This is a genomic window from Pedobacter gandavensis, from assembly GCF_032678745.1.
Classification (GTDB): Bacteria; Bacteroidota; Bacteroidia; order Sphingobacteriales; family Sphingobacteriaceae; genus Pedobacter; species Pedobacter gandavensis_C.
In genome coordinates this window covers 1-26,415 of the sequence record NZ_JAVTST010000008.1, presented here as the reverse complement: position 1 = coordinate 26,415, position 26,415 = coordinate 1, and the positions used below count along the sequence as shown (strand labels likewise).

The window sequence follows — 26,415 nt, the reverse complement described above, 5'->3', positions numbered from 1 at the left end:
CAATGTCCGGTTAATCATTTTTCTCTGTTGTCCTGATGGTAATCAGGACGAAAAAAACGGAACAATAGACCCAACTATTTTTAACCTAACCTTACAAATGTATGTATTTATTTAATACTTCAAAAGGTATGGACAAGGCTTGCCTTGCCCCATATTTTAAACCATTTCAGGCTATTTATGCAAGGCTTCTCAGCATAAATACCTTAACCAGAAGACAAATTATGATGCGGATTAATTTGATCACCATAATGATCACTATGACATTGGTACAAGCTGCTGCGAGTACCTTTGCTCAGAGAGTTACACTGCGAGAAAAAAATGCCAGTTTGCAGCAAGTACTCTTGTCTATTAAAAAACAAACGAATTACACCTTCCTTTACAACAGCGATCTTGTTAAATCGGCAAAGAAAGTAAGCGTAAACCTGGAGAATGTGAAATTGGAACAGGCACTGGATGCTTGTTTTCAAGATCAGGACCTGAGCTTCAAGATCATTGAAAATACCGTGGTGATTAAGAAAAAGGATTTCACGGTATTGGATCAGATCAAAAGCACTTTCAAGTTTGTGGAAGTAAAAGGTAAGGTGCTGGATGAATCAGGACTGCCTTTACCAGGAGCTACTGTTCAGGTGAAAGATACCAAGAAAACTGTAGTTACTGATGGCAATGGTGCATTCCAGATCCCTGCAGTAGACGAAAAAGCAATTCTGGTAGTCTCTTTTATTGGCTATAAAGTAAAAGAAGTGCCGGTAAGTCAGGGCAACCCTATAACGATTAAATTAGAAGTTAATCCTGGGCAGCTATCGGAGATATCGATTGTCTCTACTGGCTACCAGGACATCCCTAAAGAACGTGCGGCAGGATCCATTGTCTCTATCAATGCAGATAAAGACCTGAAAGGGAAGATGCAAACCAACATCCTGGATAGAATTGAAGGGATGGCTGCTGGTTTTACAAGTTATAGTAAAGAGGGAAAGACGCAATTTCAGATCCGTGGTGTTTCTTCTCTGAATGCAGAGGTGAAGCCACTTATCGTAGTAGATGGAGCTCCTTTTGAAGGTGATATTCAGGCAATCAATCCATCCGATGTAGAATCAGTGAACATATTGAAGGATGCGACTGCAGCTTCTATCTATGGCGCGCGTTCTGCGAATGGCGTAATTGTCATTACACTGAGAAAAGGAAAAAAAGGACCGGCAAAAATCGCATACAATGCAACCGCCAAATTTACTCCGCTTCCTAATCCGGATTATGCAAATAAAATGAGCAGCGCTGAGCTGGTTGATTTCCAGAGAGAAATGTTCGGCTACAGATCGAATTCTTATGAATCAATCGATCCGCGTAAGTCGATGAATGATGTTTACAGATTGTTGTACGATGCCAGACAAAAAGAAAAGGTGACTGGTAAATGGGATGCGACAGATGAAGCACAATTACAGACTGCTTTAGATTTCTACAGAAATAACGATAGATATGACCAGGTGGTAGACGAGTTTATGCGTAAAACTGCCATGGTACAACAACATAATTTGTCGCTTTCCGGAGGTTCAGATTTCTATACTTATAACCTGAGTGGAAATTACATGAACAACAATCCTTACGAGCGCGAACAAAGCAACAGCCGTGTAGGTTTTAACCTGAACAATACTTTCAATTTCACAAAATGGCTGAAAGTAAACGTAGGGGTATTGAGCAGTTCCCTGAAGGAAGATTACGACAATGGTACCATCGGTTTTAACATCCTGAACAATGGTAAAGCCTCTTACTACATGTTAAGAGACAACAACGGAAATCCGGTAAACTGGTACAACACCAAGTCTCAATTTGAAATTGACCGTTTAAATGCCCTGGGTTTACAGGATGAAAACTTTGCGCCTGTGAATGAGATGGGCAGTAAGCATTATAATAACAACAGCAATTACCTGAATCTGAATTTTAATGCAAATATTCAATTGGCAAAGGGACTGTCTTTGAATTTGCTTTATCAGAAGGAAAGAACAGACAACTATACCAAGCAATACCTGAACAAAAATGCTTATGAGGTGAAGACAATGATTAATGATGCTACGAGAATAAATTCGAATGGTAGCAGAGAATTTCTGATCCCTATGGGTGGACAGGTGGATGAAACCAGAGGAGATATCAATTCACATACTTTACGTGCGCAACTAAATTATAATAAAGAGTTTGGAGAGAAACATCGCATTGATTTTATTGCAGGTGCTGAACAACGTAGTACGCTTGCCACCAGCACAAGAGCATACCGTTATGGATACAACGACAACAGTCTTTCTTATGGTGTACTGGATGAAGTTTCCATAGGTAAGCCTCAGGTGGGTACAGAATCATTAGGCAATAGCTTCTATTATGCAAGAAACAAATATGAGGGAATCTTCAATAAAGAAGACCGATTTGTTTCTTTTTACGGTAACGGTTCTTATACTTTTGATCGTAAACTTACGGCCACTGCCAGTATCCGCATGGACCAATCAAATTTATTTGGTACTGATCCTAAGTATCAATATAAGCCATTATGGTCTACCGGATTATTGTATGTCCTTTCAGAAAATGACAATGATTGGTTAGATCGTCTGGCCATACGTGCTACTTATGGTATCAATGGGAATATCTCAAAAAAAGGAGGCCCATACCTGATCATGAAAGATTATGCGAGTCCAAATCCGATGAGCAATGAAGCACACGCTTATGTTGATAGTCCGCCGAATTCCGGATTACGCTGGGAAAAAACCAAAGTGACCAATCTAGGCCTGGACTTTAGCTTATTAAAAGCTAAGTTTTCTGGAAGTATAGATCTTTATAATAAGAATACGAGTGATTTATTAGGCGAGAGGAACCTGGATCCAACGCTTGGATGGGATAAGATGTTTATGAATTATGGTAGTATGCGCAACCGTGGGATAGATGTTTCCTTAACCAGCAAGAACATGTCTACACCTGATTTCAACTGGAGTACAACCATGAACTTCAATTACAATCAAAATGTGGTTACCAACATTGAAAATTCCGGCAATGCGATTTATGATTATGTAGAAGAGCCAAATACGAATATGAGGGTGGGTAAACCAATGGGCGCGATCTATAGCATCCGTTACAAAGGACTGGATGCTTCAGGAAGACCAATTGCCCTGACTAAAGATGGTAGAGAAGTGAGTAAAACAAACGACCTGACCGTAGATGATCTGATTTATCAAGGGACAGTTACACCACCTTTCTCGGCTTCATTAATGAACACTTTAAGCTATAAGAATTTTGACTTGTTTTTCATGTTCATTTACTATGGTGGAAATAAAATGCGTGATGTGATCAGCCCATATCTGACCAAATTGCCGGAACTGAACTATACCTCTAATATGGATAGATTAGCATTAAATTATTGGAAAAAACCTGGCGATGAAAATATCCCTGGAATAGCTCCTGGTTTTTACTCAAATGCTACGGCTGCTGTTACACAACTCTGGACGGCAGCAGATCAGAATGTTCAAAAGGCAGACTACATCAAATTAAGAGATGTCACGATCAGCTATTCCCTGGCTAATGCATTTTTGAAAAAGAATTTTATCCAAAAATTACGTTTGAGTTTCCAGGTACAAAACGCCTGGAGATGGTCGGCAAATAAGCAAAACTTGGATCCTGAGGTTTGGGGTGGTATGAGTACCATTCCCGTAAATAGTACTAGTGAAGTCGCAAAACCTGCGATTAAGCCACCTCCATCAAGAGGAGCTTTTATTCCGGCAACCTATACATTCGGATTGTCAGTTAATTTTTAATCCATAACCTATATACAAATGAAAAAGATATTTATTGCTTTATTACTTGCTGCAGCAGTCTTTACCGGATGTAAAGATTATCTGGATATTAAGCCTAAAGGATACACCATTCCTGAGGTTTTTGAGGACTATAAAAAGTTACTAAATAATAGGGACTTAAATTATAGCGCTTCTGCTTATCCAAATTTCCTGACGGATGATGCACAAACAGGAACATTAAAAGATGTAAATAGTAATACCGATTTTACCTTACGCTCATTATTAAAACGCAACTTGTATAGTTTTGAACACGGCGCGACTTTAGAATCGGGCAGTATGGATACCTTTTATGAGTCCGCTTATTCCAGGATTTTTACCTATAATGTGGTGATTAACAACATAGAAAATGTTCCAGATGGTGTACCTGCTCAAAAAAAACAGTTAAAAGCAGAGGCGCTTGTTGGAAGGGCTTTTGAATACTTTAATTTGGTAAATGGCTATTCCGTTCAATATGATGCGGCAACGGCAGCTACAGACCTGGGGGTTCCATTGGTGTTGTCGGAAGATGTGACCCTTAAATACATAAGAAATACAGTTGCAGAAGTGTATGCTCAGATTTTGAAGGATCTGTTGGAGGCACAACCCAACCTTGGTACCGTTGCAGATCATAAATTCCGTCCTACCAAAGCTGCTTGTTATGCACTTTTAAGTAAGACTTACCTGGTAATGGGCAAGTACACCGAGGCATTGCAAAATGCCAATGAAGCTTTGAAGGTGAATAAGAATTTAATCAGCTACCAGGATTATACCACTAAATTGGGAGTTACGTTTGGTAGAGTCATTACTATTGCGAAGCCAGAACTGTTCTTTCCTCCTGTAGAAAATAGCGTAGAGACTGTATGGGCTCGTAGAACAGCCCAAAGTGATGGCCATGTAATGGGTGAGTTATATGCAAGTAAAGATTTGCTGGATATTTATGCTAAAGATTTGCCTGGCGGTGGAATTGATAAACGTTTGAATCTTTTCTTTTGCACAGACTCTGCACAATTTGGTAGTAACCTGACCAGGTTTCCGGGAAGATCGATCTGGGCGCCTTATGTTGAATTCAACATGGCTTTCAGTACCGGAGAACTGATGTTAATTGCTGCCGAAGCAGAAGCCAGGATCGGTGATAAAGATATCGCTTTGCAACATTTATACACCCTGAGAAACAAACGTATTGTTGGCAATAAACCATTGATAGCAGCTACGAACGATGATGCCTTAGTTCTTGTGCTGGAAGAAAGAAGAAGAGAAATGCCTTTTCAGGGAATTACGCGTTTGATTGATTTGAAGCGTTTGAATAAAGACCCTCGTTTCGCCAAAACAGTAACCCATACTTTCGGAACACAGACCTTTACCTTACCGGCAAATGATCTGCGATATGTATTGCCTATCCCTCCAAAAGTATTGGCGCTAAATCCTTCCATTCCAGTGTTGGATCGCTAAGATAAATGACCTGGTTTTGTAGAGGCTTTGCTCATTTTGTTTGCAAAGCGCCTGCAAAACCGGTTTAATTTTCCAGGGCCAGTTTTTAGGTACCCTATAGTTTATAATATTAAATCACCCCAATTCCTTTTCAATATGAAATACCTTAACCTATTCCTGTTCCTGCTGATCGCTACTGGCATCAAAGCACAGGAAGGCATCAAATTTAACCAGACGACCACATGGGCTGCCACTACTGCCAAATCTGCTGAAGAAGGCAAGCTGATCTTTATCGATTGTTATACTTCCTGGTGTGCACCCTGCAAATGGATGGACAAAAATGTATTTACTGATCCGGCAGTTGCTGATTTCTTCAATACCCATTTCATCAATGCTAAAATTGACATGGAAAAAGGAGAAGGAGTTGAGCTTCGTAAAAAATATAATGTGCAGTCCTTCCCAACCTTCCTTTTTGTAAACGACAAAGGAGAGGTGATCCATAGAACTGCTTCAAAAATGTCTGTTGCCGAATTCCTGGAAGAAGGAAAGATGGCTACGGATCCAAAAAGAAACCTTTCTTTCTTGAGCCAGAAGTATGAATCCGGACAAAGGGATATTCCTTTTGTACTGGATTACTTCCTGGCATTACAGAAAACTAACCGTAATGCCGGTGAGCCTATCGGAAAAGACATTGTGGAACGCATCACTTTAACAGAATTGAATTCTGAATTGGGATGGAAAGCAATTAAAGCTTTAGCCAGAACAGAGGCTGACCGTTTAGGCGCGCACTTTATGGCCAATCAGCAAAACTATTCTAAATTTTCTACTGAAGAAGAAAGAGCTCAGCTACAAGATCGTTTGATCACCAGCACCATGTATGGATACCTGTACAGTAAGAACGAAAAAGCTTTCATGGACCGTCTTTCTTATTATAAAAACTCAGATAAAATTGAGCGTAGAAAACAAGGAATCATGTTGGAATCAGATTTCTATCTGGAGCGTAACCTGACTAAAGAGTATATCAAAATAACAGACGCAGCATTAAAAGGAGATCTGAAAGCTGATGCAGAAAAATTGAGTTTTCTGGCCAGAAGAGCTGATGGTAAAATAGGCCTAAGTGAGAGAGGTGCTCCAAATGCTAAAGCAGGTTCAAATCCTAAAATTTTAAAGCAGGCTTATAAAATGGCTAAACAGGCAGCATTACTGGAACCTGAGGAATATTCTATCCAAAGCACCTTTGCTAAAGTATGTTTAAGCCTTAAAAAGAAGGATGAAGCATTGGTAGCGGCAAAAAAATCAAGATTGCTTGCAGATGCAGAAACCTCTAAAATTCAAAAATTAGCACAGGATCTGCTGGATAAAATTGAGCTGTTGTAAGCTGGATACTCCTCAGACCAATTAGATAGTCGATTCAGCGCATAACAGGGAATCATACATAAACACACAAAATGAACAAAATATTAAAGACTTCAACTTTCTCACTAGGTTTAGCGATTTTGTTGAATGTAGCAGGAGCGAATGCTCAACAAGCAAAAAGTTTCAGCTTAAAGGGTGAACTTACCGGAGTAAAAGACGGAGATAAGATTTTATTAATCCGTAACATAGATCAGAATACCTCAGATACACTTTCTCAAACCATAAAAGGAGGGAAATTTGTATTGAAAGGAGTAGTCAACAATGGTGCTGAGTTTTTCAGTATCAGAGTGGAAAACAAACGCATCAGGTACAATGCATTTTTAGACAATTCCAATATGTCCATAAAAGCGAATGCGGATGATCTTTCTCAATCGGTTATCACTGGCTCTGCTGCACATACGGAATACCTGAAATTTTCGGATGCGATGGCTCCCTTGACGAATACCATGAGGGCCTTGAATAAAGAATATGGCGAAGCTAAGAATGCCAGTAATTCTGAAAAAATGGCTGCAATCAGTCAGCAGTTCGATGAAATTGAAGGAGAACAGACTAAGGTAACGGCTAATTTCATCAGGAACAATCCTGACTCTTATTATACCCCATATCTGATCTTAAAGGGTGATGTTGAACCAACCGCTACTTTACCAATTTACAATGCATTATCAGTAGTTGTAAAAAAGAGCACTTATGGCATACAGTTAAAAGCTCGTTTAGATGCCTTAGCTAGTGTTGCTATCGGTGTTAAAGCACCGAACTTCAGTGCGCAAACTCCGGAAGGAACTACATTGTCTTTAAATGAAGTGGTAGCCAAAGGGAAATATACATTGATTGATTTCTGGGCTTCCTGGTGTGCACCATGCAGACAAGAAAATCCAAACCTTGTAGCTGCTTACGAGAAGTTCCATGATAAAGGATTAAATGTATTGGGCGTTTCTTTAGATAAGCCAACTGCCGCTGCCGCGTGGAAGAAAGCAATTGCTGATGATAAATTAACCTGGTACCAGATTTCTGATCTTCAGTACTGGCAAAGTCCAATGGTGAAACTTTATGCCGTAAGGGGGATTCCTCACTCTGTGTTAGTGGACGCCAATGGAATTATCGTTGCAAAGGACCTAAGAGGTAAAGCGCTCCATGATAAGCTTGCAGAACTCCTGAAATAAGCGTATATTGATATAACGCTGAATGGGCTTGTTGAACTGTTTCGTTTCAGTTCAACAAGCCTGTTTTTTTTTCCGGAAATTCCTGCCAATTTTTTCTTGCTGAGTCTTTACTGAGTTTGAGAAGAGACTGAGATGAGTCCATGTTTTTTTAATCTTCTATAGATCATTGATAGGTGGTTGATAGGTCCTTGATAGGTCAAAGAGACCTTTGAACTACCTGGAGAGGCCCTGTTTAGACCTAAGTATTTCCAGATGAAATTCGAACTCAGTCCGAATTCACCTGCTATTCAATAAGTGATCAGTGTTTTGAATTTGTTGATGGGGAGGCTATTGAATTTATCCTAAACGATTAGGTATAAAAAAAGCCCCTGGTTGATAAGGGGCTTTAAATTTCTTTTGTATGATATTAGTAAGGAAAATCGTCGTTACTTTTCGCTACGCCTTCGTGGTTCTCAGAGTATTCGTAACGTTTTTCAACCACATCCTGGTGGTTTTTAATGTAATCAACAGTTTCATTCAATCCTTCTGCAAACTTCTCAAAATCCTCTTTATATAGGAAGATTTTATGCTTTACAAACACACCGTCTTCTAGTCTTTTTTTACTCTCAGTTAAAGTAAGGTAATAGTCCCCTGATCTTGTCGCTTTTACGTCGAAAAAGTACGTTCTTTTACCGGCCCTTACTTTCTTCGAAAAAACCTCTTCTCTCTCTTTGTTGTCAAATTCTCCCATGGTTGGTATTAATCTTGGTTTTGGTTCGGGTAAATATAAAGCAATAATTATTAAACTTCAAAATAGAAAATTACACAAAAGAACTTTCATTTACCTAAATCAGATGAAAAAACAAGGATTATCTGTTTTTAATCCCTCTTATATCGCAGAACTGCTGTTGCTTTCCTCTTCCAATAATTGATTTTGATACATTTCTGCATAAGCACCTTTAATTTGAAGTAATTCTGTATGCGTACCCTGTTCAATGATCTTCCCATCATCTAAGACCAGGATTTTATTGGCATTTTTTATGGTGGATATGCGGTGTGCGATCAGAATACTGGTCTTGCCTTTCATTAAACGTCCGAGGTTGTTCAGAATTTCTTCTTCCGTACGTGTGTCCACTGCGGACAAACAATCGTCGAAAATCAAGACTTTAGGTTCCTTAATCAAAGCACGTGCAATAGATACCCGCTGTTTTTGTCCGCCGGAAAGGGTAATGCCTCTTTCTCCAAGCATTGTCTCAAATTTATGCTCGAAATGGATGATGTTCTGGTATACCGCCGCATTTTTGGCTGCCTGTATTACCTCATCCTCATTAACTTCATCCAGACCAAAGGCAATGTTATTTTTGATCGTATCCGAAAACAAAAAGACCTCCTGTGGTACGAAGCCAAACTGACTTCTATAATGTTGCAGGTTGAGTGTATTGATTGGCGCCCCGTCCATCGTCACTTTGCCCTCATCCACATCATACATGCGCATCATCAGATTGGCAAGTGTAGATTTTCCAGAACCTGTACGGCCGATGATGGCTACAAACTGACCTTGCTCAATTTCAAAGCTGATATTTTTTAAAGCTTGTATGCCGGTATCCGGATAGGTGAAGCTTACATTTTCAAACCTGATATTTCCATTCACAGCTTGCACTTCCGCCTTCCCGGATACAATTTCCGGTTTCAAATGAAGGAATTCATTGATCCTTTTTTGAGAAGCTGAAGCACGTTGAATTAGGGTGGTTACCCAACCCAGCATCGATACCGGGAAAGTAAGCTGGTTGACGTATACAATAAACTCTGCAATATTTCCTGGAGTAATGGCTCCTTCGATTACCTGCTTCCCTCCAATATATACGGTTAAGATGGTACTCAAGCCAACAAGTAGAAGCATCGTGGGGTAGAATAAAGCCTGCACTTTTACCAATCCCATGGCATTGTTTTTATAACCTTGACTTTCTGCGGCAAAAACTGCTTTCGTATGGTCTTCGCGCACATAAGACTTGATCACGCGTATACCAGAAAACCTTTCCTGAACAAAACTGCTCAAGCGGGAAAGTTGCTCCTGGATCTGCTCACTTCTTTTATTGATAATGGTATTGACAAAATAAATGATCACCACCAGTACGGGTAGGGGCAATAAGGAGAAAATGGCAAGGGTACTATTGACCTGGAACATCGCATAAATGATCAGTACGAATAATACCGCGGTATTGATGGTGTACATAATTGCTGGACCAACATACATCCTAACCCGGTTCACATCTTCAGTGGCACGATTCATTAAATCTCCGGTATTGTTGCGGCGATAAAAACCTAGACTCAGCTCCTGGTAATGTGCGTAAATCTCATTCTTCATGTCGTACTCAATATGTCTGGACATCAGAATAATGGTTTGACGCATAAAAAACAGGAATACTCCCCTTAACAGGTATAGCACCAGCACCAGCATTCCAAAATAGAAGAGACTCTGACTAAAGATATCATAAATGATGTTGCGGCGTTCAAAACCTTCGAACAAGCCATATATCTGTATGTTTTCCGTAATTAAATTGAAGGCATGGCCAATGACTTGTGCCGGAATCACCGCGAAGATATTCGAGATGACCACGAAAAACACCCCTGGAATTATCCACCATTTATATTTATAGAAATATTTATTTAAAAATTTGAGGTGCTTCATGAATGAGCAAAGTTAGCCAAATGAAGGTAATTTTTTTAAAGTCTTTGGTTAAAACTGTGTAAATAATGTTTTTTTTATGCTAGTTTTGCGACATATCTGATAAACAAAATTATATGCCTGATAATAGTTCTCTTGTGAATTCAGTTTTAGATCAGTTAAGCGCCGCAGGGCATAAAAAGGTCGTTTTTTGCAATGATCCCGATACCGGTTTAAAAGCCATCATCGCTGTTCATGATACCACATTAGGTCCAGCTTTAGGCGGAACAAGGATGTGGAGCTATGTTACAGAAGCGGAAGCATTGGAAGATGTACTCAGATTATCCAGAGGGATGACCTATAAAGCAGCCATCACCGGCTTAAATATTGGCGGTGGTAAAGCAGTAATTATCGGGGATTCCAGAAAAGGGAAATCTGAAGCCATGATGCGTAGCTACGGCAGATTTATCAGAAACATGAATGGAGAATTCATCACGGCAGAAGATTTGGGTACCACCACTAAAGATATGGAGTATATCCGTATGGAAACCGAGCATGTTACCGGCGTTCCAGAATCTTTAGGCGGAGCAGGAAACCCGGCACCACATACCGCAAAAGGTGTGTTTTTGGGCATTAAAGCTTGCGTAAAAGAGGTGTTTGGAACAGATATGCTGGCAGGGCGTTCAGTAGTAGTGCAAGGGATTGGTAATGTAGGAGAACACCTGGTAGAGCTGTTAAGAGCAGAAAATGTAGAAGTATACATCAGTGATATCAACGAAGAACGTTTGCAGCATGTTGCACGTACTTATAAAGCCAAACCTATTGCTGCGGATAAAATATTTGGTATTGATGCCGATATTTATGCGCCATGTGCCTTAGGAGCTACGGTGAATGATAGAACCATTCCTAAAATGAAGTTTGCGATTATCGCAGGTTCTGCAAACAATCAGTTGGCAGATGAGCAGGTACATGGTAAGCTGTTATTAGAAAAGGGCATACTATTTGCGCCGGATTACCTGATCAATGCCGGTGGTTTGATCAGTTGCTATTCTGAATTGACGGGTTACGGAAAGAAACGTACCATTCAGCTGACAGAAAATATATACAATGCCACGCGCGACGTGATTAGAATGTCTAAGAAAGACAATATCCCAACGATTTGGGCCGCTAATCGCATTGCTGAACAAAGAATAATTGATATCAAGAAAATAAAATCATCATTTTAGTACACAAATCACAAATTAAATAACCCGGTAATTTACCACTCGTTCTTACACATTCATGTTAAATAGAAGGCACTTAAGAATTAAAGCTTTGCAAAATATTTTTGCATCGCAAATGACAGACAAGAAAGATTTAGCTTCCTCAAAAAAAGCTTTAATGGAAAGTATTGACAGCGTGTACGAGATGTACATCTGGATGCTATCACTTCTTGTTGAGGTCACAGAATACACTAGCATTGATGCTATTGAAAGGTCAAATAAACATTTGCCTACCCCAGAGGATCTCAATCCTAACATGAAACTGCTTCATAATAAGTTTGCGGTAACTCTAAAAGAAAACCCAGACTTTAAAGACAACGTCAACAAATACCAGATCAACTGGATGTCTGACCCTGAATTTGTAAAAGGTATCTTCAATGCCTTAAAAGTTACCCCTGAATATATCGCTTACCTTGCAGATGAGGACAATAGTTTAGAGGAATCAAAAGTGATCATCAAATTTATCTTTAGAAAGATTATTTTGAAAAGTCACAACATCATTCAAGCTTTTGAGGATAAATTTATCAACTGGTCTGTAGATAAAGAAGTGATGCAAGGAATGGTTGCTAAAACTTTAAAGAACTTTACTTCCGAAGATCCACGTAAAAACAAACTGACGCCAATTTCTCAGGATTGGGAAGAGGATAAGAAATTCGTAGAAGATCTATTCGTTTACACCCTGAAAAACAACAAAGAATACCAGGAACTTATCGCTGAGCGTACTAAAAACTGGGAGTCGGAAAGGATTGCATTAATGGATACTATTTTGATGAAAATGGCGATCTGTGAGTTGTTAAACTTCCCATCAATTCCTGTTAAAGTAACGATTAACGAGTATCTTGATCTATCAAAAGATTACAGTACTCCGAAAAGTAATTCGTTTATTAACGGTATCTTGGACAAAATTTTAGGTGACCTGAAAAGAACGGATAGCATCCATAAATTAGGTCGCGGATTAATCGAAGAATAAAAAATATGAAACGAATCTTGTTAATTGCAATTGCAGCAATGACATTTGCTTCCTGTCAAAATGCAACGAAAACAGCTGGTGGAAATACTGAAGCAGGGACAACCTCTCTGGCTGAAGGTACTGACCCGGTTGCCGCAGCTGATGCCGCAGTAATGTCATTTGATAATGAAAACTATAATTTCGGTAAAATTGCTCCGGGAGAAAAAGTTCATTACAGCTATACCTTTAAAAACACTGGAAAAAGCCCTTTAATCATTACCAATGCTACCGCAACTTGTGGTTGTACGGTTCCTGAGATTCCTAAAGAGCCAATTCTTCCAGGTGCAACAGGTAGCATTAAAGTAGTATTCGACAGTCAAGGCAAGTTTGGAATGCAGGATAAAGTGGTTACGGTTACTTCCAATGCAAATCCAACAGTAGCAGAACTGCACTTAACAGGAGAAATTAAAGAAAAGTAAATACTAATAAAATCTTATATATAATCATATGATGTCAACAGTAATCTTACAAGCAACAGGTGGTAGCAGCATGCTAGGTACCCTGGTACCAATGGTTTTAATCATGGTGGTATTTTATTTTTTCATGATCAGACCGCAGGTTAAAAAAGCTAAAGATCATAAGAAATTGGTTGAAGAGTTGAAAAAAGGAGATAAAATTGTGACTACTGCCGGTATCCACGGTAAAATTGTAGACATGAACGACACTACTTTCGTAATTGAAGTAGAGAGTGGTACTAAAATCCGTTTTGATAAAACTTCGGTCTCTTTAGATGCAACGAAAGCTGCAAGCCCTAAAGTTGATCTTGCTAAAACTGACGCTCCAAAAGCATAGGTTTAACAGCTATACTGCTAAAAGCCGCATCCTTGTTTGGTGCGGCTTTTGCATTTGAGTATATTTGTTTACTTTGTCTATATGCCCATCATCAAACTCACAAAAGTAGAGCAAAAGCGTTTTCTGGCGCTGGTCACCTGTCTGTTCCTGGCTGTTGCGGCATGGTTATTCATGGCATTAAACAATAAATATGTTTATACTGCCAAGACGGTTCTCGACTATAAGAACTTTCCTCAGAAAAAAGCCTTTCATCCGCTGCAATCAGATACGGTAGATTTACAGGTGGAAGGAACGGGCTGGCAGTTGTTATTTGCACGTTTGAGAATCAAACCACAGTCGATCTCTATCAACCTGGAAAAACTAAACAACAGGAATTATGTGCTGTTTTCAGAACAACTGTTCAATGTTAACCGTCAGCTGGAATCTTCTCAAAAGATTATTTCTGTAAAACCGGATACGCTGTATTTTGATTTTTCTGAAAGGAGAGTGAAAAGAGTACCTGTGAAACTGGTTTCCAATCTACGTTTTGCACCACAATATGGGGTTTCCAATGCCATAAAGATCAATCCTGATTATGTCACCATTTCCGGACCGGAAGAAGATATCATGAAGATCAAGGAATGGAATACGGATAGCCTGAAATTAGAAGACATTCAAAGCAGCACGGTAGCCAGAGTAGCAATGGTGCAAAATAAGATGAAGAATGTCAACATTTTTCCAACGAGTGTAGATGTGAAATTATCTGTGGATGAGTTTACGGAAAAAGTAATAGAAGTGCCTTTAAAGGTGATCAATAATAAAGAGTATTACAATGTAAAACTCTACCCCAAGAAAGTGAAAGTTACTTTAATGGTGGCTTTGTCTAAATACGCACAGGTAAATGAAGAATTCATCGAGGCGGTAGTGGACATGAATGAATGGAAAGTTTTTCAGCACAATGAATTGACAGTGCGACTGATCCGCTTTCCGGAATATTGCAAACTGGTGCAGATTAAGCCTGCTAAAGTAGATTTTATCATAGAGAAATAATGCTGAAAATAGGAATAACAGGCGGGATAGGGAGTGGAAAAACTACGGTATGCCGGGTTTTTGAAACCTTGGGTATTCCGGTTTTTTACGCGGATACGGTAGCCAAGCAAATCATGGTGATGGATCCTATTTTGGTTCAGGGCGTAAAAGATACTTTCGGAAAAGAAAGTTATACGGCTGAAGGGCTTTTGAATAATAAACACATCGCCGGAATTGTCTTTAATCAACTGGCAGAACTGGAAAAGTTAAATCAACTGGTTCATCCGGCTGTATTCCGTGCTTTCGACAAATGGCTGGCTCAGGTTTCTCCAAATGTTCCTTATATTCTCAAAGAAGCAGCTTTGCTTTTTGAAAGCGGTTCGTACCAGATGTGCGATCGTAACGTGCTGGTCATTGCCCCTATAGAAACTAGATTGCAGCGCGTCATGGAACGCGATGGTGTAACAGAGGAGCAAGTGAGGGCACGCATGGATAAACAGCTCTCCGACGAGGAAAAGGCTAAAATGGCCGATATGCTGATTCACAACAATGAAACAGATTCTTTAATTACACAAGTGATGGATTTACACCGTCAATTCTTAAATATAACCCCTTAATGATATTAGATGATTTTATAGTTGCTACAAAAACTGGTTTATTTTGTAGATATGGTGATTTTTATCTGGATCCAAAGGAAATAGTAAAAGACGCAGTGATCTCCCATGCCCATGGAGACCATGCCATCGGTGGTAACCTGAAGGTATATTGCACGGAAACGACTTCATTGTTTATGAAGCACCGTTATAAGAAATTTGCTGCTGGTGAATTTCATTTGAAAGGATATCATGAACATTTTACACTGAACGGTGTTAAAATCAGCTTTATTCCTGCAGGCCATATTTTAGGTTCTGCCATGATTTTAATGGAATATCAGGGCGTAAGATACCTGTACACAGGAGATTATAAGTTACAGCCTGATAAAACCTGTGAGCCGATTGAATTTGTTTCTGCAGATGTTCTGATTACGGAGACTACTTTTGCAGATCCGAACACGCGTCACCCTGTAGCAGAAGAAGAGATTTTGAAGCTGAATGGCACGCAAAGTAACATTATGCTAGGCGCTTATGCCCTGGGTAAATGTCAGCGCCTGATCAGTCTGATGAACTACCATTGTCCGGAAAAAAGGATACTGGTACACCATAGCATGATGCCTTTTGTGAAAATTTATGAGCAGAATGGCATAAATATGGGGAAATATGAAATGTACGATCGTAAGGTGATGAAGAATACACCAAACAATATGGTATACATGGTTCCTCCAATGGTCTTTAGAAGCTATTTTAGGGCAATAAACGTGATTAGAGTATTCGCTACGGGTTGGAAACACTTACAAAGTAACAGTGAGATTCAATTGTATGTATCGGATCATGCCGATTGGAATGACATCATCTATACCATTGATCAAGTGAAACCTACGCAGGTTTGGACCAATCATGGTGATGGAAAGCAGTTAAAAGAACATTTTTCGAATAGTTTGGTCGTTAAATTGCTTACTTAATATGATAGAAGGGGTAGACTATTATTTGAACGAGGATGGACTGATGGTTTTCACGGAAGCCTATCATCTCAAAAGAGGCTATTGCTGTAAGAATAAATGTAAACATTGCCCATGGGGCTACGGTAAAAAAAAGACCAGAACCAAGGATGGGGACCAGAATTAATGGAATGACTGAGATGCAGTTGGAGAAAGAAATAAAAGCGACAAAATTTAAAAATATATACCAACAGGTAATTGCCAATCTGGTATTTAGCAATAGCTGGTGCAACGACTATTTTAAACAGGTGATTGCTCCTTATGAAATTACTCCTCAGCAGTTCAATATTCTAAGGATCTTAAGAGGGCAATATCCGGCGCCTTCCACAATTAACCTGTTAAAATCAAGGATGTTGGATAAGATGTGTGATGCTTCCCGCATCACGGAGCGTCTGGTGCAAAAGAAATTGGTAGCCAAAAGTGTCAATGTTCATGATAAAAGGGCGGTAGACATCCTGATTACAGAAAAGGGATTGAATCTGCTCCTGAAAATGGATGAGGGGGTAGACCTCTCCGCACTTGCTGCAAAAAACTTATCAAAAGAAGAGGCGCAGTTATTAAACGATCTATTGGATAAAATGAGAGGTTAATCCTTCATAAGGTATCATAATAAAAAAGCCTTCAAAAAGTATTTAGCTTTTTGAAGGCTTTTTTATGAATAAGGAAATCTTTTTGATGAAGGAAATCTTTTTGATGAAGGATGTCTGTTTTATGGAATTCTGTTAAATAAAGTTAAAGTAATTCTATTTGTAAGAATGAATGTCGATTTTTAAATGAATCAATCTCATTATAAATGAAATCATTTAAAGCTTACTTAGCAGTCATCTTTGCTTTTTCGATATTTATTCCGGCGCAATTATTTGCTCAGGAAAACGAGGCTCTGATAATTAATCGATTAAACACAGTCATTAAGCCTATTGAAACTCTTAACCCGACGGCTGATTTCAAAGATATTGGCTTTTTAAAGGAAAGGCTAAAAGATAAAGAATTGATTGCTTTGGGGGAAGTGACTCATGGGACGGCAGAGGTTTACGAATATAGGGATCGTTTAGTAAGGTTCCTTGTGACTACACTTGGTTATAAAGCGATTGCTTTTGAGAGTGATTTTACAGCACTAGAAAACGTTGATAATTACATTACCGGAAAAACAGATAGTTTGGTGTTCCTATTTGGCAGTCCTGTAATCTCTACTAACAGATCAATGATCGAATGGTTGAAGAAATACAATCAGGATAAATCGGATTCCGATAAAGTTCATGTTTATGGGATCGAAGCAAGAGGCTTCACTAATGTGATTAATAAGGTAATCGAGTTAAATCCATCCATAGAAAGCGTTGATAAAGTGTTCCTGGAGAAAATTAGCCTCAAACCCTATCAGAAAATAGAGAAACAGGAAATTAAAGATATTAAAGGAATTTTAACTAAGCTTCGAAACCTGGAAGGCTCAGACCTTAGCAAGCATTATATTGAAATGTTAAATCAGGTAACAGATGGTTATTATGAAACTAAAATAGGCTATAGAGATCGTGTTATGGCTAGCAATATCATTTGGATCAAAGAGCGGGCTAAAGATAATAAGTTGATTTTATGGGCGCATAATGGCCATGTGGCAAAAACCGAACTATATAATAATCCCGCAGCAGGAATGCTGCTCCATAGAAAATATGCTTCCAAATATTTTATGATAGCTACGGATTTCAACTCAGGTAAAGCTTATGTAAACGTTGTTAAAAATAAATCTCTGTTGGGATTTCAGCCTTACTACTTTCCAGAGGTGGATACGAAAGATGCCTATGAGTTTTATTTTAAACAATGTAAGTTCAAAAACTTTATCATCGATATTGACGAAGTATCGAAAGATCCGATTCTGAATGATTTTTTAACCAGACCACTTAATATGAGGATGATTGGAGCTACGAGTACTCCGGTAAATAAGAAGTTGTCGATTTCAAAGAACTTCGACATGGTTGTTTTTTTCGATAAAACAAATAGTAGTCAGTAAGGACTAAATTAAGGAAAACTGATTGGATTGATGAACTGGATTTGGTTAGATCCCATAATAAATAGGCTCGTATCATAAATAATTGATACGAGCCTATTTGTTATAAATATTTTTGTGGTTGTTAATGCTGATGCGTTTGTCCGGTCATGAAATAACCGATTAAAGCGATGCCTACACCGCATAATACGGCGATCATTTTTCTTTTACTCACTTTATGGTCTACGCTGGATTCAAATAGAATCGTGGTAGAGATATGTAAAAAGATACCAATCACAATACCCATAATCTTATTGAAATAGTCTTCTACGCCACCGATAGTGCCGTTGCTCAGCCCATAACTTACATAGAAACCTAATGGTGCCATAATTGCGAAAATGCTGATGTAAAATAGCACGCTGTTTCTGTTGAATTTGCTTTGCAGCAGGATGCTGGCCAGGGCAAAAGCTGCTGGAATATGGTGTAGAGAGATCCCGAAAATCAAGGCGTTATGTTGGTCTTTAGCCAAAGGCATTCCTTCCAGAAAGGCATGTAGACAAAGACTGATCATGATTCCATAAGGGAATGCTTTAGAATCTCCGTGTTTATGGATGTGGCCATGTTCTACGCCTTCAGAAAACTGTTCTAACAGAATCTGGAATAGAAATCCAATCAGGATAAAAATACCGATTGAGGCATGATCAGGGCCGCTATAAGCTTCCGGAATCAGGTGTAATACCGTAATGGCGAATAAATAAGCTCCACTAAAGGAAAGGATTAACTTTAGCAGCTGAGATTTATCGCTCTTCACCATAAAGATGGCAGAGCCTCCTAAAAAGGCGCTAAAGAATAAAATGAGCAACTTCCAGATTTCCATTATACTTGTGGTTGTATTTTTTTGTAGATGATTGAAGTCGTGAAACCAATTAGACTGCCTAGTAAAGCGCCCACCATGGTGTCAATAGGGTAGTGAACCCCGACATAAACTTGTGAGAAAGAAATGATAAATGCCCAGGCGATTCCGATTGGTAAAATAGGCTTCCATTTATCATAGAATACGAAAATCAGGAATACTGCCATGGCAAAATGATTGGTCGCATGCGCAGAAGGAAAACTGAAGCCACTACCACATGGTACACGGCGAACCAACTCTCCAACTAAATCCAGGTCGTTACAAGGTCTAAGGCGTCCTGCCAATGGTTTGATGACTCTGGAAGCGATTAAATCGCCCATTGCTACAGTAAAAGAAAGCATTCCAATAATATACCATCCTCTTTTTTTGTATTCTTTAACGCAAAAGATGATGATAAATAGGTATAATGGCATCCAGAAATAACGGTTACGCATCAATGGAAGGAGCCAGTCGAAAAATGGATTGGCCATATCCCGGTTCACTTTCAGGAACAATTCTACGTCAAATTGGTGCAGACTTTCTAGCATATTTTTTTGCAGATTAAAATCAAACGGTCAGATTTTGTCTCGTCGAATGCATCTAAAGCATAATTACCAAAGGTTTCTATGATTTGTAGGCCACTTTTTAGTAACATTCTTTCGAAATCTTCTTTTTGGAAGGCCTGAACACGTTCTTCAAAAGCGAAGGCTTTATTGCGGTGTTCAAAATTGATATGTTTGATGATTTTCCCATCCGCAACAAATTTATGAAGGTCGAATTCAATACCATCCATCGTTTTTGTTTCCCGTTGCGTCAGGTTTTTGATAATCTTTTGGGTATTGAAATAGTCGATAACCAGGGTTCCATCAGGTTTTAAACTTTTTCTGAAGGAGGTTAAAGCACTCACATGTTCTTTTTCTGTTTCAAAATAGCCGAAACTGGTGAACAGGTTTAAGGCGATGTCAAAGTAATTGATGAATGACAACTTGCGCATGTCATGCACGAAAAAGTGCAGGTTCTTTTGTTCAAACTGCTGCGCGTACTTGATACTTTGTTCGGAAAGGTCAACCCCAGTAACGTCGTAACCTTTTTTATTCAGGTAAATTGAATGTCTGCCGCGACCACAGGCGATGTCCATAATTTTGGAATCTGCAGCAGGCTTCAGGTATGCCGACAGATTATCGATTAAGAATTCTGCCTCAGCATCATTACGTTGACTATATAAAATATGATAATAGGGAGAGTTGAACCAATATTGAAACCACTTGCGCTGCATAAAGCCCGTTTTTGTTGATGTTTAGGAAAAACACAAATATAGTATTTTCAAATGCAACATTGAGGATTATTTGAGCTCCCCAGTCGATTTTAATGATGTTAATTTTACGATTTGGGCTGGTATAAATCAGTCTTTATGTTGTTTTTTTGCTATTTTTGAAAAAAAAACCGAATAACTTGACACTAATAAAATCTATCTCTGGAATAAGAGGAACCATCGGAGGAATTGCCGGTAATGGTTTAACTCCTATTGATATCGTTAAATTTACAGCAGCTTACGGCTCTTGGATTATCAATAAAACGAATATTAAGAAAATTGTTGTTGGACGTGATGCCAGAATTTCTGGTGAAATGGTGAACAACCTGGTGATTGGAACACTGCAAGGCTTAGGCATTGAGGTGATTGATCTTGGTTTATCGACTACCCCAACAGTAGAAATCGCAGTGCCACTTGAAAAAGCTGGTGGTGGGATCATCTTAACTGCAAGTCACAATCCAAAACAATGGAATGCCTTGAAATTATTGAATAATAAGGGAGAATTCATCAGCGATGCGGATGGAAAGGAACTTTTAGAGATGGCAGAGAAAGCAGAATTTAGCTTTGCTGAGGTAGATGACCTGGGAACGGTAACAAAAGATGATAGCTATTTGCAAAAACACATTGATGCTGTTCTAGCTTTACCATTGGTAGATGTTGCCGCAATTAAAGCAGCAAACTTCAAAATTGCGATCGACTGTGTGAACTCTACCGGAGGGATTTTTGTTCCAGCTTTATTGAAAGCTTTAGGCGTAGAGACGGTTTATGAATTGTACTGTACACCTGATGGCCATTTCCCACACAACCCAGAGCCTTTACCAGAAAACTTAACGGAAATCGCTAAGGTGGTAAAAGCTAAAAACGCTGATTTAGGTATCGTAGTAGATCCTGATGTAGACCGTTTATGCTTTGTATGTGAAGATGGTGCCATGTTCGGTGAAGAATATACTTTAGTTGCTGTTGCAGATTACGTGCTTCAAAATACTCCTGGAAATACGGTTTCTAACCTTTCTTCGACCAGAGCATTGAGAGATGTGACGGAAAAAGCAGGTATGGAATACCATGCCTCAGCAGTTGGTGAAGTAAACGTTGTGAATCAAATGAAAGCAAACAATGCGATCATCGGTGGTGAAGGTAATGGTGGTATCATCTATCCTGAATCTCATTATGGCCGTGATGCTTTAGTAGGTATTGGTTTATTCCTGACGCATTTGGCGAAGTTTGGTAAGTCGATTTCTCTTTTGAGAAGCAGCTACCCAGCTTATTATATCTCAAAAAATAAAATTACGCTTACCCCTGAAATGGACATCGATGCTTTATTGGTTAAAGTTCAGGAGAAATATAAAAATCAACCAACCAGCACTATTGATGGTTTGAAGATAGAATTTGATAAGGAATGGGTGCATTTGCGCAGGTCTAATACAGAGCCAATCATTCGTATCTATAGTGAAGCTGGCAGCGAAACTGTTGCTGAAAACCTGGCTTCGAAGATCATATCAGATATTAAAGAAATTTTAAAATTGAACTAATGAAGGCAAACAGGATCTATTTAGACAATGCGGCAACAACACCTTTGGATCCAGAGGTGATTTCGGAGATGGTGAATGTAATGACTAATTATTACGGGAATCCATCTGCTATTCATGCTCAGGGTAGAGAGGTAAGAACGCTGGTTGAAAAAGCAAGAAAATCGGTTGCCGGGCTCTTAAATGCGACTCCTGCAGAGATCTTTTTTACTTCTGGAGGTACAGAAGCCGACAATACCGCTATTCGTTGTGGAATTGCCGCTTTTAATATCAAACATGCAATTACCTCAAAAATAGAACACCATGCAGTAGAACATACTTTAGGGATGCTACTGAAACAAGGCATAATTGAAAAGTTAAGCTTTGTGAATATCGATACGAAAGGCAATATTGATTACGACCACCTGGAGCAATTGTTAAAGGAAAACGGACGTACTTTTGTTTCTTTAATGCATGCCAATAATGAGTTGGGTACCCTAACTGATATTGAGCGAGTAGGGGAGATCTGTGAGCAATATGATGCCATTTATCACTGTGATACCGTTCAAACGATGGGTCATTATGTGCATGATGTTAGAAAACTGAAAGCGCATTTCATCGTGTGTTCTGCACATAAATTGCATGGTCCTAAAGGCGTTGGTTTCTTATTTGTGAACCACAATGTGAAAATCCCCCCAATGATTTATGGTGGTGCCCAGGAACGTAATATGCGTGGTGGTACAGAAAATGTATATGGTATTATTGGGCTATCTAAAGCTCTTGAAATGGCCTATGCAGATATGGAAAGTCACCAGAACCACATTCAGGGATTAAAAAATTACCTGAAAAACAGGTTGAGTACAGAGATTGCTGACATTAGCTTCAACGGGGAGACAGATGCAGATAAGAGTTTATATACGGTACTGAATGTTTCTTTCCCGGCAATGGACATGTCTGATATGTTGTTGTTTAACCTGGATATTAACGGTGTTTCTGCCTCTGGTGGAAGTGCTTGTTCGTCTGGATCTAGCATCGGCTCTCACGTGTTAAACGGTATTCAGGCAGATCCGAACAGACCATCTGTGAGGTTCTCTTTTAGTAAGTACAACACTAAAGAGGAGCTGGATATTGTAGTAGATAAAGTAAAACAAATCGTAAGTCAGAACGTTACAGCATAAAGATTTTCTTTATGAAGTTTCACAGAATTACAACGGCCAGCGATCCCTCGCTGACCTTCATAAAAAAACTATATGAGGATGCCTTCCCTCCGCATGAGCGGAGGGATTGGGATTCCTTATTGAAACTCATCCCCGAAAGCCAGGAAATGCACCTGGATTTGATACATACTGACGATGGGCATATTGGTTTTATCATCTGGTGGGAGATTTCAGGTAGTTATTTCGTAGAACATTTTGCAATTGATGCGGAATTAAGAGGCAAGAATTACGGTGCCTCTGTACTCAATTATTATAAATCACTGCTTCCTGGCAGGATTCTGTTAGAAGTAGAACCTCCTGAAGATGAATATTCTATTAGACGGATAGGTTTTTACGAGCGTTTGGGCTTTCAGATTCAGGATTTTAGTTACAGACAACCTTCTTATACCAATCCTCTGGAATCTTATCCTATGCTACTCATGGGAACTCAGATTTTTGAGGAAAGCGAGCTGACCGTTTTAACAAAGCTGATCAAAGAAAAAATCTACGGTCAGAATGCTGTGAAAACCAGGTAATTTTTTTCTTTTTTTTTATACAAAACATATTTGATTTTACGTTGTTACCGTAATGAGTCTACGGTAAAATCAATAAATCATAATGTTATGGAAAAGCCGGTAAATAAGAACGAAAAACACAGTCACCGGAAAACGGTGTACAAAGAGGAAGAAGACTTTGGGAACAACAAGCCAGATACTGGCGACACCTCTTCTGCAGGAGATTTTAGTCGGACAGTTTTTTTAAAGAAGCACCACAGGACTAATAAACCTATGGGATCCAGCCATGAGCCGGGAACCTTCCCTGGAAGATAAAATCAGCAGTACTCAAAGATCTAAGGTAACATTTACAGCTACATTGCAAAAGAAGGCACTATATTTAAACATAGTGCCTTCTTTTATTTAATTTTTTCACAAAAATCTATTACTTTAGGACTGTGCTAAAACGTTTTTTAGCGTGTAAATGTGTCCATTAGCTGCAGAAATGTGCAAATGCTGCATTTGGGACCAGATTTTAAACCAAATATTATAATTTATTTATCCAATATCATGATGATGAAGCGATACTTAACTGCATTACTGATTGCAGGTTCTTCCGCAGCTTTTGCGCAGACCGTTGGTAAACTGAGCGATCCAGTAGAATGGATCAACCCTCTGATGGGAACGGCAAGCAAGCCCTCAATGTCTAACGGAAATACTTATCCAACAATTGCCCTGCCATGGGGTATGAACTTCTGGACACCACAAACCGGTAAAATGGGCGATGGATGGGCATATACCTACGATGCCGATAAAATCCGTGGCTTTAAACAAACCCATCAGCCATCCCCTTGGATGAATGATTACGGACAGTTTTCGATCATGCCGGTAACCGGTAAGAAACGCATTGACCAGGACGATCGCGCCAGCTGGTACTCTCATAAAGCGGAAGTCGTGAAACCTTATTATTATAGTGTTTACCTGGCGGATGCAGATGTGACCACAGAGATCACACCTACAGAGCGTGCTGCTCAGTTCAGGTTTACCTTTCCTAAGTCCGACAGCTCTTTCGTGGTAATTGATGCTTTCGATAAAGGATCTTATATCAAGATCTTCCCTAAAGAAAGAAAAGTGATCGGGTATACCACCAGGCACAGTCACAAGATGACCCCTGAAAACTTTAAAAACTACTTTGTAGCTTATTTCGATAAGGACTTCGTGTCTGCAAATGCCTGGAAAGGTAAAGAGCTGTTGAAAGATGAACTGGAAATTAAAGCAGATCATTCTGGTGCAATTGTAGGTTTTAAAACGAAAAAAGGGGAGCAGATAGGCATGAAAGTGGCTTCTTCTTTCATCAGCTTCGAACAGGCAGAACTGAACTTGAAAAGAGAACTGGCCAGCGATGCTTTCGATGTTACCAAAACAAAAGCGAAAGATGTTTGGAATAAAACACTCAGCAGGGTGTCAGTAGAAGGTGGTACTGTAGACCAGACCCGTACTTTTTACTCTAGTTTTTACCGTACTTTATTCTTCCCGAATAAATTATATGAATTGGATGCCAACAATAAAATTGTGCACTGGAGTCCATACAATGGTAAAATATTACCGGGTTACATGTTTGCCGGAACAGGTTTCTGGGATACTTTCAGAGCATTATATCCTTTCTTAAACCTGGTTTATCCATCGATCAATAAAGAAATGCAGGAAGGATTGATCAACGATTACAAAGAAGGCGGATGGTTGCCGGAATGGTCTAGTCCTGGTTATGCCAACGTAATGGTGGGTAACAACTCTGCTTCGGTTGTAGCAGATGCTTACATCAAAGGGCTTCGTGGTTATGACATCAATACACTATATGATGCATTGGTGCATGGCGCAAACAACGAAGGACCATTAGATGCAGTAGGAAGAGCAGGAGTGAAGTACTATAACGAATTGGGTTATGTGCCTTATGATGTGAAAATCAATGAAAATGCAGCACGTACTTTAGAATATGCTTATGATGATTTCACGATTTACCAATTGGGTAAAGCATTGAAAAAACCTAAAGCAGAAACTGATATCTACGCAAAACGTAGTATGAATTATAAAAACCTGTTTGATCCTTCTAGTGGATTGATGAGAGGTAAAAATAAAGATGGTAATTTCCAATCACCGTTTAATCCTTTCAAATGGGGTGATGCTTTTACAGAAGGTAACAGCTGGCATTATTCCTGGTCAGTATTCCAGGATATCGATGGTTTAGCCAAATTAATGGGTGGTAAAGAAAAGTTTGTGACTAAACTGGATTCAGTATTTACCTTGCCTCCAATCTTTGACGACAGCTATTATGGTAGTGTGATTCATGAGATCCGTGAGATGCAAATTGCCAATATGGGCCAATATGCACATGGTAATCAACCGATCCAACACATGATTTACCTTTACAACTATGCTGGTGCGCCATGGAAAACACAATATTGGGTTCGTGAAACCATGAACCGCATGTATAAACCAACTCCTGATGGGTATTGTGGAGATGAAGATAATGGCCAGACTTCTGCCTGGTATGTGTTCTCGGCAATGGGCTTCTATCCGGTAACGCCAGCCACAGACCAATATGTTTTAGGCGCACCTTTATTTAAAAAGGTAACCTTAAACCTGGAAAATGGTAAAAAAGTAGTGATTAATGCAGCGAACAACAGCGATAACAATAGGTATGTACAAGGTTTGAAATATAACGGTGCTGCTTATCCTAAGAACTGGTTGAGCCATTCTGAGCTGACAAAAGGTGCTACACTAGATTTTAATATGTCTGCGACGCCAAATAAGCAGCGTGGAACGAAAGAAACTGATTTCCCTTACTCATTCTCTACTGATCCTAATAAATAGGCTTAGAATGGAGTAAATCACAAAATAGCGCATAAAAAAAGTGGGAGTTTT

At 39.2% G+C, this 26,415-nt stretch carries 24 protein-coding genes; 19 read left to right on the top strand and 5 right to left on the bottom strand.

Features of this window, described 5'->3' with window-relative positions; translation table 11 throughout:
* Window positions 1-101 precede the first annotated feature (101 nt).
* From R2S10_RS20480 to R2S10_RS20465, 4 genes are all read left to right on the top strand, one after another.
* A complete protein-coding gene (locus R2S10_RS20480; protein WP_316842280.1) occupies window positions 102-3,785 on the top strand; it encodes a SusC/RagA family TonB-linked outer membrane protein in 3,684 nt (1,227 codons plus the stop codon).
* Window positions 3,786-3,803: 18 nt separating this feature from the next.
* A complete protein-coding gene (locus R2S10_RS20475) occupies window positions 3,804-5,252 on the top strand; it encodes a RagB/SusD family nutrient uptake outer membrane protein (protein ID WP_316842279.1) in 1,449 nt (482 codons plus the stop codon).
* 135 nt (window positions 5,253-5,387) lie between these two features.
* Window positions 5,388-6,608 carry a thioredoxin family protein gene (locus R2S10_RS20470; protein WP_316842278.1) on the top strand — a complete coding sequence of 407 codons (1,221 nt, stop codon included), beginning with the start codon at window positions 5,388-5,390 and terminating at the stop codon, window positions 6,606-6,608.
* Between the two features lie 71 nt (window positions 6,609-6,679).
* Window positions 6,680-7,807: a TlpA disulfide reductase family protein gene (locus tag R2S10_RS20465; protein WP_316842277.1), complete on the top strand. Its 1,128-nt coding sequence runs from the start codon at window positions 6,680-6,682 to the stop codon at window positions 7,805-7,807.
* 406 nt (window positions 7,808-8,213) lie between these two features.
* Here R2S10_RS20465 and R2S10_RS20460 read toward each other — a convergent pair whose 3' ends face one another.
* Together R2S10_RS20460 and R2S10_RS20455 are read right to left on the bottom strand one after the other, a co-directional pair.
* Window positions 8,214-8,537, bottom strand: a complete 324-nt coding sequence (locus R2S10_RS20460) for a DUF3276 family protein (protein ID WP_316823457.1) — start codon at window positions 8,535-8,537, stop codon at window positions 8,214-8,216.
* Window positions 8,538-8,675: 138 nt separating this feature from the next.
* Window positions 8,676-10,475, bottom strand: coding sequence for an ABC transporter ATP-binding protein (locus R2S10_RS20455; RefSeq protein ID WP_316842276.1), 1,800 nt, complete (start codon window positions 10,473-10,475; stop codon window positions 8,676-8,678).
* A 113-nt stretch (window positions 10,476-10,588) separates the two neighbouring features.
* Here R2S10_RS20455 and R2S10_RS20450 point away from each other — a divergent pair, with 113 nt between their 5' ends.
* The 10 genes from R2S10_RS20450 (at window position 10,589) to R2S10_RS20405 (ending at window position 18,118) form a co-directional block, all read left to right on the top strand.
* Window positions 10,589-11,677: a Glu/Leu/Phe/Val dehydrogenase gene (locus R2S10_RS20450; RefSeq protein WP_316842275.1), complete on the top strand. Its 1,089-nt coding sequence runs from the start codon at window positions 10,589-10,591 to the stop codon at window positions 11,675-11,677.
* A gap of 55 nt (window positions 11,678-11,732) precedes the next feature.
* Window positions 11,733-12,683, top strand: a complete 951-nt coding sequence (gene nusB / locus R2S10_RS20445; protein WP_316842274.1) for a transcription antitermination factor NusB — start codon at window positions 11,733-11,735, stop codon at window positions 12,681-12,683.
* Between the two features lie 5 nt (window positions 12,684-12,688).
* On the top strand, window positions 12,689-13,141 hold the full coding sequence (locus R2S10_RS20440; protein ID WP_316842273.1) for a DUF1573 domain-containing protein: 453 nt from the start codon (window positions 12,689-12,691) through the stop codon (window positions 13,139-13,141).
* A 28-nt stretch (window positions 13,142-13,169) separates the two neighbouring features.
* Window positions 13,170-13,514, top strand: coding sequence for a preprotein translocase subunit YajC (gene yajC, locus R2S10_RS20435; protein WP_316842272.1), 345 nt, complete (start codon window positions 13,170-13,172; stop codon window positions 13,512-13,514).
* Window positions 13,515-13,595: 81 nt separating this feature from the next.
* Window positions 13,596-14,543, top strand: coding sequence for a YbbR-like domain-containing protein (locus tag R2S10_RS20430; RefSeq protein WP_316842271.1), 948 nt, complete (start codon window positions 13,596-13,598; stop codon window positions 14,541-14,543).
* The gene (gene coaE / locus R2S10_RS20425; RefSeq protein WP_316842270.1) at window positions 14,543-15,139 is read left to right on the top strand and encodes a dephospho-CoA kinase; all 597 of its coding nucleotides are present in this window, start codon (window positions 14,543-14,545) and stop codon (window positions 15,137-15,139) included. Before R2S10_RS20430 ends, coaE begins: the two co-directional genes overlap by 1 nt.
* Window positions 15,139-16,080, top strand: coding sequence for an MBL fold metallo-hydrolase RNA specificity domain-containing protein (locus R2S10_RS20420; RefSeq protein WP_316842269.1), 942 nt, complete (start codon window positions 15,139-15,141; stop codon window positions 16,078-16,080). The genes coaE and R2S10_RS20420 overlap by 1 nt, the downstream gene beginning before the upstream one ends.
* A 1-nt stretch (window position 16,081) precedes the next feature.
* Window positions 16,082-16,243: a DUF5522 domain-containing protein gene (locus R2S10_RS20415; RefSeq protein ID WP_316842268.1), complete on the top strand. Its 162-nt coding sequence runs from the start codon at window positions 16,082-16,084 to the stop codon at window positions 16,241-16,243.
* Window positions 16,227-16,706 (top strand): MarR family winged helix-turn-helix transcriptional regulator, encoded by a 480-nt coding sequence (locus R2S10_RS20410; protein WP_316842267.1) that lies wholly within the window; start codon window positions 16,227-16,229, stop codon window positions 16,704-16,706. The genes R2S10_RS20415 and R2S10_RS20410 overlap by 17 nt, the downstream gene beginning before the upstream one ends.
* 203 nt (window positions 16,707-16,909) lie before the next feature.
* Window positions 16,910-18,118, top strand: a complete 1,209-nt coding sequence (locus tag R2S10_RS20405; RefSeq protein ID WP_316842266.1) for an erythromycin esterase family protein — start codon at window positions 16,910-16,912, stop codon at window positions 18,116-18,118.
* Window positions 18,119-18,239: 121 nt separating this feature from the next.
* Here the strand turns inward: R2S10_RS20405 and R2S10_RS20400 are convergent, their stop codons facing one another.
* From R2S10_RS20400 to R2S10_RS20390, 3 genes are read right to left on the bottom strand one after another with little or no spacing between them, the layout of a single operon-like run.
* Complete coding sequence (locus R2S10_RS20400; protein ID WP_316842265.1) at window positions 18,240-18,971, bottom strand: ZIP family metal transporter; 732 nt, start codon at window positions 18,969-18,971, stop codon at window positions 18,240-18,242.
* The gene (locus R2S10_RS20395; protein ID WP_316842264.1) at window positions 18,971-19,534 is read right to left on the bottom strand and encodes a phosphatase PAP2 family protein; all 564 of its coding nucleotides are present in this window, start codon (window positions 19,532-19,534) and stop codon (window positions 18,971-18,973) included. Before R2S10_RS20395 ends, R2S10_RS20400 begins: the two co-directional genes overlap by 1 nt.
* On the bottom strand, window positions 19,528-20,262 hold the full coding sequence (locus tag R2S10_RS20390; RefSeq protein ID WP_316842263.1) for a class I SAM-dependent methyltransferase: 735 nt from the start codon (window positions 20,260-20,262) through the stop codon (window positions 19,528-19,530). Before R2S10_RS20390 ends, R2S10_RS20395 begins: the two co-directional genes overlap by 7 nt.
* A 176-nt stretch (window positions 20,263-20,438) precedes the next feature.
* On the opposite strand from R2S10_RS20390, the gene glmM reads away from it, so the two are divergent.
* From glmM to R2S10_RS20365, 5 genes are all read left to right on the top strand, one after another.
* A complete protein-coding gene (glmM, locus tag R2S10_RS20385) occupies window positions 20,439-21,827 on the top strand; it encodes a phosphoglucosamine mutase (RefSeq protein WP_316842262.1) in 1,389 nt (462 codons plus the stop codon).
* On the top strand, window positions 21,827-22,981 hold the full coding sequence (locus tag R2S10_RS20380) for a cysteine desulfurase family protein (protein WP_316842261.1): 1,155 nt from the start codon (window positions 21,827-21,829) through the stop codon (window positions 22,979-22,981). Before glmM ends, R2S10_RS20380 begins: the two co-directional genes overlap by 1 nt.
* Before the next feature lie 11 nt (window positions 22,982-22,992).
* Window positions 22,993-23,535 carry a GNAT family N-acetyltransferase gene (locus tag R2S10_RS20375; protein WP_316842260.1) on the top strand — a complete coding sequence of 181 codons (543 nt, stop codon included), beginning with the start codon at window positions 22,993-22,995 and terminating at the stop codon, window positions 23,533-23,535.
* Window positions 23,536-23,622: 87 nt separating this feature from the next.
* On the top strand, window positions 23,623-23,829 hold the full coding sequence (locus R2S10_RS20370; RefSeq protein WP_316842259.1) for a hypothetical protein: 207 nt from the start codon (window positions 23,623-23,625) through the stop codon (window positions 23,827-23,829).
* Between the two features lie 240 nt (window positions 23,830-24,069).
* Window positions 24,070-26,364, top strand: coding sequence for a GH92 family glycosyl hydrolase (locus R2S10_RS20365; RefSeq protein WP_316842450.1), 2,295 nt, complete (start codon window positions 24,070-24,072; stop codon window positions 26,362-26,364).
* Window positions 26,365-26,415 lie beyond the last annotated feature (51 nt).

Excerpts from the sequence above, each read along its gene's own strand:
- R2S10_RS20400 (WP_316842265.1), bottom strand. The coding sequence starts at position 18,971 with ATGGAAATCTGGAAGTTGCTCATTTTATTCTTTAGCGCCTTTTTAGGA.
- R2S10_RS20460 (WP_316823457.1), bottom strand. The coding sequence starts at position 8,537 with ATGGGAGAATTTGACAACAAAGAGAGAGAAGAGGTTTTTTCGAAGAAA.
- coaE (WP_316842270.1), top strand. The coding sequence starts at position 14,543 with ATGCTGAAAATAGGAATAACAGGCGGGATAGGGAGTGGAAAAACTACG.
- R2S10_RS20375 (WP_316842260.1), top strand. The coding sequence starts at position 22,993 with ATGAAGTTTCACAGAATTACAACGGCCAGCGATCCCTCGCTGACCTTC.
- R2S10_RS20480 (WP_316842280.1), top strand. The coding sequence starts at position 102 with ATGTATTTATTTAATACTTCAAAAGGTATGGACAAGGCTTGCCTTGCC.
- R2S10_RS20415 (WP_316842268.1), top strand. The coding sequence starts at position 16,082 with ATGATAGAAGGGGTAGACTATTATTTGAACGAGGATGGACTGATGGTT.
- R2S10_RS20455 (WP_316842276.1), bottom strand. The coding sequence starts at position 10,475 with ATGAAGCACCTCAAATTTTTAAATAAATATTTCTATAAATATAAATGG.
- R2S10_RS20465 (WP_316842277.1), top strand. The coding sequence starts at position 6,680 with ATGAACAAAATATTAAAGACTTCAACTTTCTCACTAGGTTTAGCGATT.
- R2S10_RS20365 (WP_316842450.1), top strand. The coding sequence starts at position 24,070 with ATGAAGCGATACTTAACTGCATTACTGATTGCAGGTTCTTCCGCAGCT.
- R2S10_RS20390 (WP_316842263.1), bottom strand. The coding sequence starts at position 20,262 with ATGCAGCGCAAGTGGTTTCAATATTGGTTCAACTCTCCCTATTATCAT.
- R2S10_RS20380 (WP_316842261.1), top strand. The coding sequence starts at position 21,827 with ATGAAGGCAAACAGGATCTATTTAGACAATGCGGCAACAACACCTTTG.
- R2S10_RS20470 (WP_316842278.1), top strand. The coding sequence starts at position 5,388 with ATGAAATACCTTAACCTATTCCTGTTCCTGCTGATCGCTACTGGCATC.
- R2S10_RS20370 (WP_316842259.1), top strand. The coding sequence starts at position 23,623 with ATGGAAAAGCCGGTAAATAAGAACGAAAAACACAGTCACCGGAAAACG.
- R2S10_RS20440 (WP_316842273.1), top strand. The coding sequence starts at position 12,689 with ATGAAACGAATCTTGTTAATTGCAATTGCAGCAATGACATTTGCTTCC.
- yajC (WP_316842272.1), top strand. The coding sequence starts at position 13,170 with ATGATGTCAACAGTAATCTTACAAGCAACAGGTGGTAGCAGCATGCTA.
- R2S10_RS20450 (WP_316842275.1), top strand. The coding sequence starts at position 10,589 with ATGCCTGATAATAGTTCTCTTGTGAATTCAGTTTTAGATCAGTTAAGC.
- R2S10_RS20430 (WP_316842271.1), top strand. The coding sequence starts at position 13,596 with ATGCCCATCATCAAACTCACAAAAGTAGAGCAAAAGCGTTTTCTGGCG.
- R2S10_RS20410 (WP_316842267.1), top strand. The coding sequence starts at position 16,227 with ATGGGGACCAGAATTAATGGAATGACTGAGATGCAGTTGGAGAAAGAA.
- R2S10_RS20395 (WP_316842264.1), bottom strand. The coding sequence starts at position 19,534 with ATGCTAGAAAGTCTGCACCAATTTGACGTAGAATTGTTCCTGAAAGTG.
- R2S10_RS20405 (WP_316842266.1), top strand. The coding sequence starts at position 16,910 with ATGAAATCATTTAAAGCTTACTTAGCAGTCATCTTTGCTTTTTCGATA.
- R2S10_RS20420 (WP_316842269.1), top strand. The coding sequence starts at position 15,139 with ATGATATTAGATGATTTTATAGTTGCTACAAAAACTGGTTTATTTTGT.
- nusB (WP_316842274.1), top strand. The coding sequence starts at position 11,733 with ATGTTAAATAGAAGGCACTTAAGAATTAAAGCTTTGCAAAATATTTTT.
- R2S10_RS20475 (WP_316842279.1), top strand. The coding sequence starts at position 3,804 with ATGAAAAAGATATTTATTGCTTTATTACTTGCTGCAGCAGTCTTTACC.